We start from the raw sequence: 14,037 nt of genomic DNA on the forward strand, positions 1-14,037 counted from the left end.
AAGGTGCAAAACCTTTATTCCTCCTTAGCTCAGTCGGTAGAGCATGCGGCTGTTAACCGCAGTGTCGTTGGTTCGAGTCCAACAGGGGGAGCTTTCGGAACATGAAGTCCGATATGTAAAAGTTATACCAGGCTCCATGGTCAAGCGGTTAAGACACCGCCCTTTCACGGCGGTAACAGGGGTTCAAATCCCCTTGGAGTCATTATACAAAATTTTTGTATAATTTGTAAAATATAATATGGTGCCATAGCCAAGTGGTAAGGCAAAGGTCTGCAACACCTCTATCCCCGGTTCAAATCCGGGTGGCACCTCTAGAACTTCAGATATAATTTATCTGAAGTTTTTTATTTGATTTAAATTTGAGCTAGAATAAAAACGCCGGTATATTGTGTAAAAAGCACAGTATACCGGTGTTTTATGCTTAAAAAGCAAGATCAGCTGTTTAGAATTCCGGCAGCTCTGAGACTAGAGAGAAGCTGATTAAACTGGGTTACAACATCTGTCTGACCTGCAGCATCTGCTACTGCTGCGGCAGATGTTACAGGTCCGGCAGGTCCTGTGGCACCGGTAGGTCCAGTAGGTCCAGTTGGTCCAGTAGCTCCGGCAGGTCCGACAGGTCCGATAGGTCCAGTTGGTCCAATAGCTCCGGCAGGTCCTGTAGCTCCGCTAGCGCCTGTGGCACCAGTAGCTCCTGTGACTCCGGCTGGCCCCTGAGGTCCTATTGCACCAGTAGCACCAGTAGCTCCGATTGGCCCTGGATATCCCTGTATACCAGGTTCTCCCTGAGGTCCCTGGGGTCCGATAGGACCAGCCGGTCCGGGACAACCTCTGGGCCCAGTAGGTCCGGTACAGCCCCGTGGTCCGGGAGGACCCTGACAGTCACAGCCGCAGCGATTGCTATTATTACAGCAGGAAGTGCCGGAAACATCGCTGGTCAGTGATTCAAGTGACTGATCTTTGAGAGGATGACGATGAAACAACATGCATTTTACCTCTGATATTAAGAAGTTTCACTATTATTATATGGAGAATGCCAGATACTGTTCACAGATTACATATTCTTTGCTACTTGTCTGAAGCCAATAATTGTTTCACCCTTTGTCAGGAAAAACCATGCTTCTGTAAAAAATATTGTTGATTTTGGATAATACAGGGCTCATCAGGATGAATTTTAGCAGCCCTTTGAAGGTAGTCAAAGGAGGTTTTGTATTGCCCAAGTTTGTCATAACAGACGCAGAGCTGTACCAAAGGAAGAAAATCATGGCAGTCAGGGATAAAAAATCCCCCATCTTGTTCACAGTAAGGTGCATTTAATGCTTGCTGATACCAGTAAACAGCAGAGATAAAAGCTGATTTTTCCAGAAAAAGATTTCCAAGTTCATAGCATATTTCAGCACGGGGAACATCAAACTGAAAGCTTTTAAAAAGAATATTCATTGCTTTATCATTTTCACCAAGAGCACGGTAACAGTAACAGAGCTGCAGACAGGCATCCAGTTGATTTTCCAGCCATGCTTCGGGATTTTCCAGAAAGTGAAGAAATACAGCGGCAGCTTCTCGATAAAGCTTATGATAAAAAAGTTCTTTTCCATAATAAAATTCCTGACGGGAGTCTAAAACTTCGGCATTTGCGAGCATGTGCTGATAAATCCGAAGATTGCGGTCTGGATCAGAAATCTTAATTTTGCGATGCTCAATTTGAATAGGAGAGTAAAGAATCTTACCGGAAAGAATGATTGCTTCATGTACCTTTCCACACCATCTGAAATCACAGGAGGTTTTTAAAATACGTTCCCGGTAATAGGAAAATGCAGGAGACTGATCTGTATGGAAAGCTGTAATATATTTCATCATTACGATATCAGTGTCAGAGGGAAGAGAACTTTTCAGGGAAGAAAGGAGAGTCAGGTTAGCAGGAGTGATCAGATCATCCGCATCCAGCCACATCCAGTAGTCTGTGCGGACTTTCTCTAAAAGAAAATTTCTGGCAGCAGAAAAATCCTCACACCAGGGAAAGTCAAACACCTGAGCTCCATATTTACAGGCAATTTCTTTCGTCTGGTCGACGGAACCGGTATCTGCAATGAGAATATAATCTGCAATATCAGTCATTGGTGAAAGAATTCGGGGAAGAACATCTGCTTCGTTTTTGACGATCATGCATAAACTTAGAGAAATCATACAATAGATAATACTCCGGGACACTATTGCAACAAGATATGTGAGATTAGCGTGAAATATGATAAAAACCGTAACTGTAAAAAGTTACGCAGCTACGGTTTTGGCATATATTATTCATCAAATTCTGCAGTGACGATAAATCCTCGGGGAGTATGCTCAATATTCTTGATAATACCTTTTCGGGATTTGATCCGTCTGGCATTGGGATAGCATCCTGACATGGCTACGGCTGGTTCAATAATGTAACTGTAATTCATGAAGGATTGGTATTCGGTGATTTCTACTTCATCACCGATTTCAATCAGTCCCTGACGCTCCATTTTAAATTTTTCCTGACGCATAGAATAATCCTTCTTTCTTTAATATTATTTTATTGATAGTGTGAATATCTGATAGTTGTGAACCTTACCTTTATATTAACACATATGAGTAAATGAAGAAAGTCCTGTAAAAAGGGTACGATTGCGTAAGTTTACTGTCGGAATAAATGGGTTAGAGTTCACTCTTGATGCTCAGATAAAGTATCTGGCTTAGATTTTCTTATTCCAACTTTACTTCATTCCCGTCTTTTTTGCAAGTCCCCTTCGGGACAGGGATCCACTTAGGTCTGCTTGAGTATACTTTTAGGCTGTGTACCGGAGTCCTGTCAAGGATGTGTAACACCGCTCTGCGGCTTCGTCCTTGACAGAACTCCGGTCCGCAGCCTTTTTTATAGTCAAGCAGACCTAAGTATATCTGCGGCATTTGCCACTTTTTTATAATCCCCAGATATGCTCATTGAAGTATACTTTTTTCTTTGTGTCCTGACTGATACTATGCGTCATTGCATCCACATATTTCCCCAGTATACCATGCCTGTTTTTCTCGCTTTTGAATATCTGGGCCGACAGAATGATTTCCTGTTCACATCCTGCCGCTTTGGGCAGCTCTACTTTCTGATATCTTACCAGTTCCAACATATCTCCGCCATTATAATAATACGCTCTCAACTGTGCCATTTTTGCAGCACCTTTCCGGCTCCATCCCATTGGTCTGGAACTCATCCTTGTTGAAAGCACATAGCTTACATGCCCCTCTGTACTGCTTCCGATCACTCCGTCTTTGTGCATCAGTCGCAGCCGTGCCGCTCCCCAGTTCTCCAGTATATAATCCCGGCTCTGCTCCAGACGTCTCGTCCCTGTTTCTACGCTTTCTTCCGGAAGCGCATTCTTTAGCCTCTCTACGATTTCACAAAAATCTGCTTTTGTTCCCCTGCGTATTGCTCTCCTCAGTTCTCTATATGCATCATCTGCACTGTCTTTCATATGGCTGATCAGACGGATCAGGTATTTCTGTAAATGGAACTCATCCAATACATACGATACTCCTTTGATCCGTGTCCTTGCTGTTTCTATCCAGCCGCCTCCATCTGCATTCAGATAGATCTTTTTTACTTTCTCCAGCTCATAGTGGGCATTGATATATTCATAGATTTCATCCCAGAATGCTTCATTGTCTTTTCCATCACATACCCTGCAGAAGTAATGCGGATTTATCAGTTTATATCGTTTGCTTTGCGGTGCCTCCGGTTCAATTCCTTCATGCACATACACCAGTTTTGTGATCAGACAGTTGTTTTTCTGTCCATTGCTGCTTTCAGTCAGATCGCCCTTCTGTTCTCGAAACTGGAGCGAAACATGATCCTCATCTGCTTCTATATACAGATATTCAACTTCCCTTTTCTTTTTAGGTTCTTTGGTGTCTTTCGGGAACTTCAGACCATGCAGTTTTGCTTTTACGGTCTGTTTGCTCACAGTTCCTTCCAGGCAGCTTTCCTCACCGCCTCTCCTATAGGAAGTCTGTACAGCCTCTTCCAGCATTGCTGCTACAGCATCTTCTGTTATCCTTTCATGTTTTTCCAGTCCCAGGATCCTGTCCAGCAGATACTCCATCTTACCTGTTTCTCTGTTGATGAAGAGGGTTTTTGTAAAGTGCACTGTTCCCAGTGATGTGACCAGCTGCTTTTGACTGTCTTTTTCAACATACCATCCTGTTGTCCTCTTACCACTGTCTTTCAGTTGTTGGTTCATCTGTTCCAGAGACTCCTGAATCATAAGGAGACCAACCTTATGCAATTCCTTTGTGATGCCTCTGACATACTCTGCCATCTTTTCAGGATGTTTAAAAAAATCATCCTCCAATTTTTCAAAAATACTGATGCTTTCTTCCGCAAAATGTTTTATACTCTTAATCATAGAGAACACCTTCCTTTGTTTGTATTAGTTTCGTCGCTAAATACTTTATCACAAAGTGGTGTTCTCTTTTATTACCATTTTTAATTTTCCGACTAAAACTTTACGCTAGCAAAAGGGTACTTGCTTTTGTAGAATGAATTATATATAATACTATAGAAGTTTTCTATCAAAACGATAAGAAAACAGGCTTGAAATTATGAATAGAAATTATCGGCTGAAAGGGTAACAAGTAATGCGTAAGATTATAGTCTGTGATGATGTGGAACTGGAAAGACAGCTTTTAAAAGATATATTACATGAATATTTTGAAGAAATCCATGAGGAGATTTGCGTTGAGGAATATTCTTCCGGTGAGGTACTTGTAGCTGACGCTGAGGAGGGATACCTGGAGGGAGAATTGCTTTTTCTGGATATCTATATGGACCAGTTGAATGGTATGGAAACAGCCAGAAAACTTCGTGCGCTTTCCTGCAATATACCGATTATATTTCTGACAGCATCTCCGGATTTTGCTGTTGAGAGCTATGAGGTACAGGCATCCGGATATTTGTTGAAATCCTTTTCCGAGGAGAAAATAAAGAAGCTTTTGAATCGTATTCTGAAGACAGATATGCAACGCAGGGTTGCAATTAAAAGTAAACGTCAGTATCGATATCCGTATACAGATGATATTGTATATGTTGAAAGTGATAAGCATACCATTACACTTCATCTGTCCGATCAATCAGAAATTGTAGCACAGGATAAGCTTATAGAGATTGAAAAGAGAATAGATGAGAAGAGATTTCTGCATTGTCACCAGAGTTATCTGGTTAATATGGATTATATAAAGGATGTGAAAGAGGATTTTGAATTACAGGATGGGACAATAATTCCTATTCGTGTTCGAGGAAGAAAGGAAGTGCTGGATAAGTATAATGAGTATTTTGCCAGCCATTTTGAATAAGGTATTTAGTATTATTGAGGAATATGCTTGAAAAAATGAGGAAAATGCATAAATGAGAAATTTATAAAAAAGTCTGATATAATACATCATGAAGGAAGAAAAACCTGATTCAAAACGCGGAAAATGAATGATCTTTTTGCGATGCTGTGAGGCAGACAAAAAATGAAAATTGGAAAAGTGTGTATGAAAATCCCCTCAGTACAGGATGTGTCCGCGTCATCTGAAACTGAGGGGATTTTTTTGAAATAATTACAGTGCCAGCTCCAATGAGGTATCTGCAAAGAAAGTATTGGCATTGTATAGATATAGTACTTCCTGAACATTCTCAACTTGAAGCAGCTGTTCCAGATCTCCATAGTAATAACGGGGATCGATCATAATGATTTTACGGTAATGTTGTGCAAGAAATGGGACAAAACTGTTGGCATAAGAATCCTTCAGAACCAGAAGGGTATTATTACTTTCAGTAGGAGTGCTGATTTTTATCTGTGCATGATTACCGCCGAAGAACAGGGCATATTTATCTCTGGTATTAAGCTTTGAAGTATCATAGAAGCTTGCAGATTTTTTCTGTTCCTCTACATAATTAACAACAGAGGAAAGGGTATTATCTCCATTAGGAAGGAAAACATCAATTTCATCGGTTTCACTGGAACGGAAACCGCTTTTGGCAGAGAGTGTTCCTTTGAACGTCTGGGATACAGGAGCTTTATCATAAGAGTCAGAGGAGGTATCGATTCCCATAACAGCAGCTGCCTGGAGATAAGCGTAGTAGGCACCCAGAGTGGTCCAGTGATGATCAGTGTGATAATAAAGATCTTCTGTTTTGTGATCAGTAAAGGTATCACGGATATCAATAAAGGTAACTCCTGCAGAAGTGAGAGAATCCTTCAGATTATCTATCCAGGGATTCTGATCGTCAGCAGGTGCAAAAGCAGGGAGCTTTGATTTCAGGATGTTTACTGAATTGGGTGCAATCAGTGCATATTGTTTCAGGTCTGAATGCTTCTGCGCGAAGGCAGTCATAGCATTGACTGTAGCATCATATTGAGTCTGAGGAGGAGCGTTAAAGCCTTCCATCAGATATCCATTTTTGCCAAGATACACACCATTTTCCTCCACTTTACCCATCAGCCTGTCTGTAGTGGCTTTTAAAGTAATCCACATATCACGAAGGGGGAACTGATCGTTTTCATAGGTTTCAAATTGTTTTTCGTATCCTCCGGAGACTAATTGATCCAGTTTCAGGGCAGGCCTGGATGCCAGTACCCGGTTTTCTTTTTCAGAGAATCCGGTATCAGGCAGGATAATACTGCTTACCAGTACAATTATAAGAAGCAGAAAAAAAAGAAGCCCTAATCTGTGAAAGAATAGTCGGTAATTTCTCAGTGATTTTTTCATAGGTACCGTCCCTTCTAAAATTTCGCGTATAAAAATGGTGTATAGGAATTATAAACCATATAGGCTACAGACAATGCCAGTAGTATAAGATTTATAAGGAGTGCTCCTGCTGGTTTTTTCTGGATTAGTCGCCTGAAACGTTGGTACAGTCCGGGTCTGCATGCCAGAATACTGATGATAAAAAGTATCAGGCCTGTTTTCAGATAATAAAGTGCAGTTGTGTCTGCAAAGCTGCTGGCTCCTATACCAAACAGTGCACCCAGATAATGGCCAAGTGCAGAAAAGTTTGTCTGACTGAAAAATACCCATCCAATCATGACTGCAACCATAGTATAGGCTGTGCGTAGCCAGGAAGGGAGTCTATCCAATAAGTTATTTAGTACAAATTTTTCAAGTAAGAGGAGAAGGCCGTAGTATAGTCCCCATAACACAAAGTTCCAGCTTGCACCATGCCATAGTCCGGTCAGAGCCCAGACAACCAGAATATTTCGGATATGTTTTATGACTGAGACACGGTTTCCTCCAAGAGGAATGTAGATATAATCCCGAAACCAGCTTCCAAGGGAAATATGCCAACGTCTCCAGAACTCGGAAACACTTGTGGAGATATATGGATAGTCAAAGTTTTTGTTAAAATCAAATCCCAACATTTTTCCCAGCCCAATGGCCATGTCAGAATAGCCGCTGAAATCAAAATATATTTGCATAGTGAAAGTCAGAATTCCAATCCATGCGGTAAGCACAGACATTTGAGTATTACTGCAGATTCCTGCATATAGAGCAGATAGATTATCAGCCAGGAGTACTTTTTTTGCAAGACCCTTAATAAAAAGTTCTGTTCCTGCACCAAAGCGGGAAATATTGACAGAACGTCTCTCAAGTTGTTCCTGGATATCTGCATAGCGGATAATAGGACCTGCAGCAGTATAAGGAAACATGGTGCTGTAGGTTGCAAAGGTAAGAAAGTTCTGTTGTGCTGTAATCTTACTTATATATATATCAAAGAGATAGGACAGGTTCCTGAAGGTATAAAAGGAAAGCCCGATTGGCAGGGAAAGTTCCGGATGGGAAATATGAATGCCTGTAATTCCGCCAAAGGTATCCAACAGGAAACCATAATATTTAAAAAATACAAGAATGCCAAGATTGATAATGATGGCAAAAACAAGATTCAGTTTTTGCTTTTTATCATCATAATAAAGCCGCTCCAGTTCAGTACCCATATAATAGTTAAATACGCTGGAGAAAAGCATAAGAATCACATAAACAGGTTCTCCCCATGCGTAAAATATAAGACTGCCTAAAAAGAGCAGCAGATTGCGAAGCTTTCCCGGAACCAGATAATAGATCAGCATAAAAACCGGAAGAAAGCAGAAAATAAAAAAGATACTGTTAAATACCATAACGAATGTTCTCCAATCTGCTTTATATCAAGGATAGAAATGCATGCTGCCAGCTATGGGCATCGGCTCCACACATATAATATACATAGTTTCCTTTTTTTCCTACAGCTGCATTATTTAAGAGAGCCATCTGGTCTGTACCATATCCTTCAAATACATTTTTCTGACTGGACAGGTGTGCCTGGGCGTTTTCCAGCAATATCTGTGCCTGGGCACGGTCTTTGGCTTTCATAATGCAGATTTCTTCAACAGCCATAGGAGAGGAGGCCTTATAAAAGAAAAAACCGTCAATATCCCGCTCCTCTGTTTGATAATAGCGTTTCAGATCAGCGCGGGTTTCTTTATTCAATGCAATGATGGCCTGATCTTTTTCCATAGACTGGGCAATCTGATCCATGGGAATGTTCCGGGCATTATCGGAGGAGTAAAGCGCTGTAAGATATATTACAAGCAGAATCACCAACCCGGTCTTTATAAGTATATGTTTATTTATTTTCATGTCTGTAACCCCGCTGCCTGTGCCATATGTGTGAGCCATTTAGGGTAATAATCCTGGATCACATGCTCACCGTCCGGTTCGTACAGATCCTCTGAGCTTCCCTCCACAATGGCGGAATTGTCAATAAAGGTACATCCCATTTCCTGGCAGAGACTGATAAGTCCTTCGTTATACTGCGAATAATAGGCAAGATCAGGAGTCGCTTCAATAGCAGCATCCGTAATCGGAAGAATACAGTTTATGTAAATTGGGATATCCGGCAGTGCTTCCTGGATTTTGACAATTTGTTTTTTGTAATCTGCTACAAATCCAGAAGAATCAGCCCCGTAAATTTCCAGATCATTGGAGCCGAAAGCCATGAAAACATGACTGGGATTCAGGCTGATCGCAGTAGCAATTTGTTCATCAGCTCCGGCCACACTTAATCCAAGCTTGGCTACTACTACATCGGTATCCAGATATCCATATTCCACAATAGAATTTGTGATGGAATCTCCAAGAATGACGCTGCCAGCAAAGGCCTGGCGGATCTGCACATCATCGAGAACAGTGCTGCTGTCCATATTGCGCAGAGAATCATCTTCTTCCGATTTTTTCAGATTCTGAAGCTGCTGCTCAGTCTGAGCAATATCTGCGTTTTCCAGTTCCTGAAGTTTGGATACGTTCTCCTGGCAGATCCTATCATCGCCGGAGTCTGGCCGACTGTATAAAAAGACAATGCTTCCCACAAGGATAAGCCCTGCGGGAATAAGAAGTAAAAGCTTATTAAAATCTTTGTTTTTCAAAATAAATCCTTCCTGAAGTTCAATTGCGAAATGTATCGAATTTATTATAATACGTGAAAAAAAAACTTCAAGGAAAAATTCACAGTTTTTTCATATTTTTATAAAAAGTGATGGAGTTGTGTGTGGACGTTTGGAAAAATTAGAGGTATACTTTTGTTATCTGAGTGGATATGCCATCTGTCGGGTTATCTGTTTTTGATAAAGAAAATAACCGAAAGAGAGACAGAACTGTAAAAATAATTGTCAGGAGGATTCATTTGTGGAGAAAAAAACTTCAAAGTTTCTTAGAGGGGAGATTCTTTCCTCAATCTGTTACATTGTATTAGGATTGTGCCTGGTCCTGATCCCGGATCAAACAGTAAACATTATCTGCAAGGTAGTATTTGGGCTGGTGATGATCGCAGCGGGAATTTATCATATTGTAATTTATGCTGCTGAAAAAGAGAAGGCAACGGTACTGGATCTGTCTACCGGAGTGATTGCTGCTGTTCTGGGAGTATTTCTTTTTTTTACGCCACAGATTGTGATTAAAATTCTGCCATACCTGTTGGGTGCTTTTGTAGTAGTTGACAGCATCTGGAAATTTAAGGGCAGCAGCAAATTGAAAAAGGTAAATCAGGGACAGTGGAAGGTGCTTTTTATCGGCAGTCTGATTTTTCTGGTACTGGGAGTCGGAGTGATGGCCTATCCTTTTAAAAAAGTTTCCAGAATGATTTTGGTTAGTGGAATACTTCTGATAGTAAATGGTGCTGCAGATTTTGTATTCTTGATTTTGATGAAGGTATGTCTGAAAAAGGGACAGAAGCGTATGCTAGAGAAAGAACAGCAGAATAACGTTTCAGATGAAGCAACAGATCACACAGAGGATTCTGAGAATGTGGCAGAAACCAGTATGCCTGAAGCTCAGGAAGAAAATAAGGCAGATGTGGAAATTTCTGAGGAACCGGCAGTGGAAACAGCAGCCCCCATAGAATTAGAAACAGCTGAGACTGCCGATGCAGCAGAGGCAGTGTTTTCCATGGAAGAGGCTCCCGATAAAGCAGAAGAAAGCCCTAACAAAGAAATTCAGTCTATGCTGAAAAATCATGATGAACCGCTGGAAGAGTGGAAAGATTGAAGAAAGTGAAGAGCGGTTTCAAAGGGAACAGGAAAATTATGAAAAAAAGAACACCAGTTATTATGAATATGTCCGGAATATATAGAGAAGAAAAATTCTGGAAGGGACAGGAAACTGTCTGGGTAGAAGCAGAAGATATTACCGGTACGAACTGTTATTGTGATGAAGACGCAAGAACTGAGATCAGTTGTCGCATAGATAAATTTTCATCGGAAGGAGTCCATTTTATTGACTCAGGAAACTATCATTATCTTACGCGTTTGTGGATTGGGAAAATCAAACAACCTTTCAGGCTTCTGGTGTTTGATAATCATACAGATATGCAGCCTCCTGCTTTTGGGGGGCTGTTGTCTTGTGGAGGATGGATCGCAGCTGCATTGGAGGAACTTACAAATCTGCGACAGGTGATCCTGATCGGTCCGGATGAAAATGCATATAGCCAGGTAGATGAAAGGCTTCGGAAAAAAGTGGTATTTCTTTCCAGAGAGACCCTTTTGACAATGAAGGAGGAAGAAATCTGCGGTTTCCTGAAAAATGTTATGATGGACAGTGAATTACCTGTTTATCTTTCGGTTGATAAGGATGTGCTCAGTTCAAAAGAGGTCTCAACTGCCTGGAGTCAGGGAGATATGAAACTTACCACTTTACTTGCCGGTGTAGAAACTATGCTGGAGTGTGGAAAAAGCAATGAAGGCCGGCTTCTGGGAGTGGATATCTGTGGAGAAGCTGATGTAAAAGGTATTCATGATAACGATGGCAATGACAGGGCAAATTTACAGTTGCTGAAGTTGCTGTGTATATAATAGGAAAATAGAATCAGAAAAAATATTGTTTTTTATATTTTGAAATAAAAAGCATGGTGAGGAGAAATATCAGTTTATGAAAAATGAGCTTTTAAAAATAGGTCCGCTGACTCTTTATGGTTATGGTTTTATGATTGCCATAGGAGTGCTGGCTGCCTGGCTGGTGGTGGAGCAGAGGGCAAGAAAGCTGCAACTGGCCTGTGAGCATATTTTCTATTTAGTGCTCTGGTGTGTTCTGGGTGGATTTGCATCTGCAAAAATTCTGTTCTGGATTACAGAATGGAAAGAAGTGATCCGGAATCCGTTGGGGATGTTCAGTTCTGATGGATTTGTGGTCTATGGAGGAATTATAGGAGGAATCCTTGCAGGCTGGATTTACTGTAAGGTAAAGAAATTAAATTTTTTAACGTATTTTGACCTGGTGATGCCTTCCATTGCTCTGTCACAGGGATTTGGAAGAATCGGATGCTTTCTGGCAGGATGCTGCTATGGAAAGGAAGCTCAAGGAGGATTGTCGGTGATTTTTACGGATTCGGATTATGCACCTAATAATATTCCACTGATTCCCACACAAATTTATTCTAGTATTCTGGATTTTCTGCATTTTTTCCTTTTGCTTTATATTGCCAGACATAAAAAAGCAGAAGGAGAAGTGGCAGCCTGTTATTTGATTTTTTACAGTGTGGGACGTTTTATTTTGGAATTTTTCAGGGGAGATCTGGAAAGGGGAAGTATAGGAATTTTATCTACCTCTCAGTTTATTAGTATTTTTACAGGAGTTGCCGGAATGGTAATGCTTGGAGTAATAAAGAAAAGGGCAAAGAAGTAAATATTCAAGGATAAACTACTATTTTTATGTTTTAGGGCATAGCCTGTAATAAAGCCTGCATGTGAGGATTCGGTATGTTCGGGTCAGCAGATGTTGAAAAGAATTTTATAAATATGCAGCAGGGAATCTCCAGTTCTTCTTCTGGGCAGAATATAGCACCTGCCCAGAACCAGGAATACGGAGATTTTATTCTGAGAAACTGGGAAACGATTTCGGAGGCTGACATGAAAAGGATGAATGCTGTTTTTCAGAAGGTAAATGAAATGTTCGGTATTCTTTATATTCCTTTGGAGCAGGCCGGAGTTCTGGAAATCAATTCCTATACCTATTCTTCTATTCCAAAATGCTATAGTCCTATGGATATAAATGCCATGGATGCCGGGGGAATCAGTCAGAGCTATCATCAGCCTTATCTGAAGCTGCAGGGTGAAGGAGTAGCTATAGCTGTGATTGATTCGGGAATTGACTATACACATCCGGTTTTTCGTGAAGGAGACAGGAGCAGGATCGCTTATCTGTGGGATCAGACAATAATGGAAAGTGGAAATGAAGCAGTTCCCTATGGGAAAGTCTTTGTGCGGGAAGAGATTGAGCAGGCGATTAAGTCAGAAAATCCCTATGAGACAGTACCGTCCCGGGATGAAAATGGACATGGAACAGCGTTGGCCGGTCTGGCAGCAGGAAATGTGGTCCCTTCTGAAAATTTTTCCGGGGCAGCACCTGGAGCAACTCTGATCATTGTGAAACTGAAGAAGGCTAAGACATACTTAAAAGAATTTTATCAGATTCCGCCTTTGGCAGAAGTTTATCAGGAAGATGATATTATGCTTGGAGTGTCTTATGCAGTTCGAATGGCAAAGAAAATGGGAATGCCTGTATCAGTCTGTTTGGGACTTGGAAGCAGTCAGGGAGCCCATATTGGAGACAGTGAACTGAGCCGGTATCTGGATTATATTAATGAAGATGCAAATGTTTCTGTATCTGTGGCTGCGGGAAATGAAGGCATTGCCCAGCACCATTTTACAGCTGAATTATCAGAAGAGCAGGAAACAGTGGAGTTAAAAATCGGAGAGCAGGAAGGGGGATTTTATACAGAATTCTGGGGAAATCCACCGGATGACTATAGGATTTCAGTTCAGTCACCGGCAGGTGAGATTCTGGATATCAGTACCTCTATTGGGTCTGTGACCCAAAAGCTGTCATTTATTTTTACTGCGACACAGGTTCTGGTGAATTATGTAAAAATGGAACGATCTACCGGAAAGCAGCTGATTTGTTTCCGGTTTCTTCATCCGGCCTCTGGAATCTGGAAAATTCGTGTACAAAAGGAGAAAGGGCCGGGAAACAGATTTCATATGTGGCTTCCTGTACAGGGATTGATTTCACAGGATACTTATTTTCTGCAATCGAATCCCTATTCTACAGTGACTGCTCCGGGAGATTCTGTGCGAAGTATTACTGCTACAGCTTATCAGTATAGGGATGCCAGTCTTTTTTTCCAGGCTGGCCGGGGCTTTACTCCGGATGGACAGGTAACACCGGATCTGGCTGCACCGGGAGTGGAACTGACAGTGCCTTTGAATGGACAGCAGAATTTTGGAAAAGCAACAGGAAGCAGTTTGGCTGCGGCGATTACCTGTGGGGCAGCAGCTCTGTTGCTGGAATGGGCCATTGTCAGAGGAAACCTTCCTTATGCATCAGGGAGTGCTGTGAAATTTGCCTTGCAGAAAGGAGCTGTGCGGGAGGAGAGGATGAATTATCCTAATCCTGAGTGGGGATTTGGAAGATTGTCTGTAATAGACAGCATACCGGAATAAGAAATATTTCTATAAAAAAGTA

13 protein-coding genes and 3 tRNA genes are annotated in these 14,037 nt (G+C 41.4%); 8 read left to right on the forward strand and 8 right to left on the reverse strand.

Annotation, left to right across the window (positions count from 1 at the left end; all coding sequences use genetic code 11):
- The first annotated feature begins 18 nt into the window (after positions 1 to 18).
- The 3 genes from ACTNDS_RS13245 (at position 19) to ACTNDS_RS13255 (ending at position 311) form a co-directional block, all read left to right on the forward strand.
- Positions 19 to 91: transfer RNA gene (locus tag ACTNDS_RS13245), tRNA-Asn, on the forward strand.
- Positions 92 to 130: 39 nt separating this feature from the next.
- Positions 131 to 202 (forward strand) — tRNA-Glu (locus ACTNDS_RS13250).
- Between the two features lie 38 nt (positions 203 to 240).
- Positions 241 to 311 (forward strand) — tRNA-Cys (locus ACTNDS_RS13255).
- Positions 312 to 434: 123 nt separating this feature from the next.
- Here the strand turns inward: ACTNDS_RS13255 and ACTNDS_RS13260 are convergent.
- From ACTNDS_RS13260 to ACTNDS_RS13275, 4 genes are all read right to left on the reverse strand, one after another.
- Entirely contained in the window at positions 435 to 983 is a 549-nt protein-coding gene (locus tag ACTNDS_RS13260) for a collagen-like protein (RefSeq protein ID WP_441036271.1), read from the reverse strand.
- 118 nt (positions 984 to 1,101) lie between these two features.
- Positions 1,102 to 2,181: a tetratricopeptide repeat-containing glycosyltransferase gene (locus tag ACTNDS_RS13265; protein WP_441036273.1), complete on the reverse strand. Its 1,080-nt coding sequence runs from the start codon at positions 2,179 to 2,181 to the stop codon at positions 1,102 to 1,104.
- A 110-nt stretch (positions 2,182 to 2,291) separates the two neighbouring features.
- Positions 2,292 to 2,522, reverse strand: coding sequence for a hypothetical protein (locus tag ACTNDS_RS13270; RefSeq protein WP_019160862.1), 231 nt, complete (start codon positions 2,520 to 2,522; stop codon positions 2,292 to 2,294).
- 414 nt (positions 2,523 to 2,936) lie between these two features.
- Complete coding sequence (locus ACTNDS_RS13275) at positions 2,937 to 4,415, reverse strand: ISLre2 family transposase (RefSeq protein WP_441036275.1); 1,479 nt, start codon at positions 4,413 to 4,415, stop codon at positions 2,937 to 2,939.
- A 232-nt stretch (positions 4,416 to 4,647) separates the two neighbouring features.
- Here ACTNDS_RS13275 and ACTNDS_RS13280 point away from each other — a divergent pair, with 232 nt between their 5' ends.
- Positions 4,648 to 5,361 (forward strand): LytR/AlgR family response regulator transcription factor, encoded by a 714-nt coding sequence (locus ACTNDS_RS13280; RefSeq protein ID WP_303243132.1) that lies wholly within the window; start codon positions 4,648 to 4,650, stop codon positions 5,359 to 5,361.
- A 249-nt stretch (positions 5,362 to 5,610) separates the two neighbouring features.
- On the opposite strand, the gene ACTNDS_RS13285 is transcribed toward ACTNDS_RS13280, so the two are convergent.
- Genes ACTNDS_RS13285 through ACTNDS_RS13300 form a run of 4 tightly spaced genes read right to left on the reverse strand, consistent with a single transcriptional unit; the run spans position 5,611 to position 9,449 of the window.
- Positions 5,611 to 6,762 (reverse strand): DHHW family protein, encoded by a 1,152-nt coding sequence (locus ACTNDS_RS13285; RefSeq protein ID WP_303243131.1) that lies wholly within the window; start codon positions 6,760 to 6,762, stop codon positions 5,611 to 5,613.
- Positions 6,763 to 6,776: 14 nt separating this feature from the next.
- Positions 6,777 to 8,165 carry an MBOAT family O-acyltransferase gene (locus tag ACTNDS_RS13290; protein WP_441036278.1) on the reverse strand — a complete coding sequence of 463 codons (1,389 nt, stop codon included), beginning with the start codon at positions 8,163 to 8,165 and terminating at the stop codon, positions 6,777 to 6,779.
- Positions 8,166 to 8,187: 22 nt separating this feature from the next.
- Entirely contained in the window at positions 8,188 to 8,664 is a 477-nt protein-coding gene (locus tag ACTNDS_RS13295) for a DUF4358 domain-containing protein (protein WP_173743825.1), read from the reverse strand.
- A complete protein-coding gene (locus ACTNDS_RS13300; protein ID WP_441036280.1) occupies positions 8,661 to 9,449 on the reverse strand; it encodes a GDSL-type esterase/lipase family protein in 789 nt (262 codons plus the stop codon). Before ACTNDS_RS13300 ends, ACTNDS_RS13295 begins: the two co-directional genes overlap by 4 nt.
- A 259-nt stretch (positions 9,450 to 9,708) precedes the next feature.
- Here ACTNDS_RS13300 and ACTNDS_RS13305 point away from each other — a divergent pair, with 259 nt between their 5' ends.
- The 4 genes from ACTNDS_RS13305 (at position 9,709) to ACTNDS_RS13320 (ending at position 14,015) form a co-directional block, all read left to right on the forward strand.
- Positions 9,709 to 10,566 carry an HdeD family acid-resistance protein gene (locus ACTNDS_RS13305; RefSeq protein ID WP_441036282.1) on the forward strand — a complete coding sequence of 286 codons (858 nt, stop codon included), beginning with the start codon at positions 9,709 to 9,711 and terminating at the stop codon, positions 10,564 to 10,566.
- Positions 10,567 to 10,604: 38 nt separating this feature from the next.
- A complete protein-coding gene (locus ACTNDS_RS13310; protein WP_441036283.1) occupies positions 10,605 to 11,369 on the forward strand; it encodes an arginase family protein in 765 nt (254 codons plus the stop codon).
- Positions 11,370 to 11,445: 76 nt separating this feature from the next.
- Positions 11,446 to 12,198 carry a prolipoprotein diacylglyceryl transferase gene (locus ACTNDS_RS13315; protein ID WP_441036285.1) on the forward strand — a complete coding sequence of 251 codons (753 nt, stop codon included), beginning with the start codon at positions 11,446 to 11,448 and terminating at the stop codon, positions 12,196 to 12,198.
- Between the two features lie 74 nt (positions 12,199 to 12,272).
- Positions 12,273 to 14,015 carry a S8 family peptidase gene (locus tag ACTNDS_RS13320; protein WP_441036286.1) on the forward strand — a complete coding sequence of 581 codons (1,743 nt, stop codon included), beginning with the start codon at positions 12,273 to 12,275 and terminating at the stop codon, positions 14,013 to 14,015.
- Positions 14,016 to 14,037: the final 22 nt, after the last annotated feature.

The organism is Blautia sp. HCP3S3_C12 (assembly GCF_052064155.1).
In the GTDB taxonomy this organism is placed as follows: domain Bacteria; phylum Bacillota; class Clostridia; order Lachnospirales; family Lachnospiraceae; genus Blautia_A.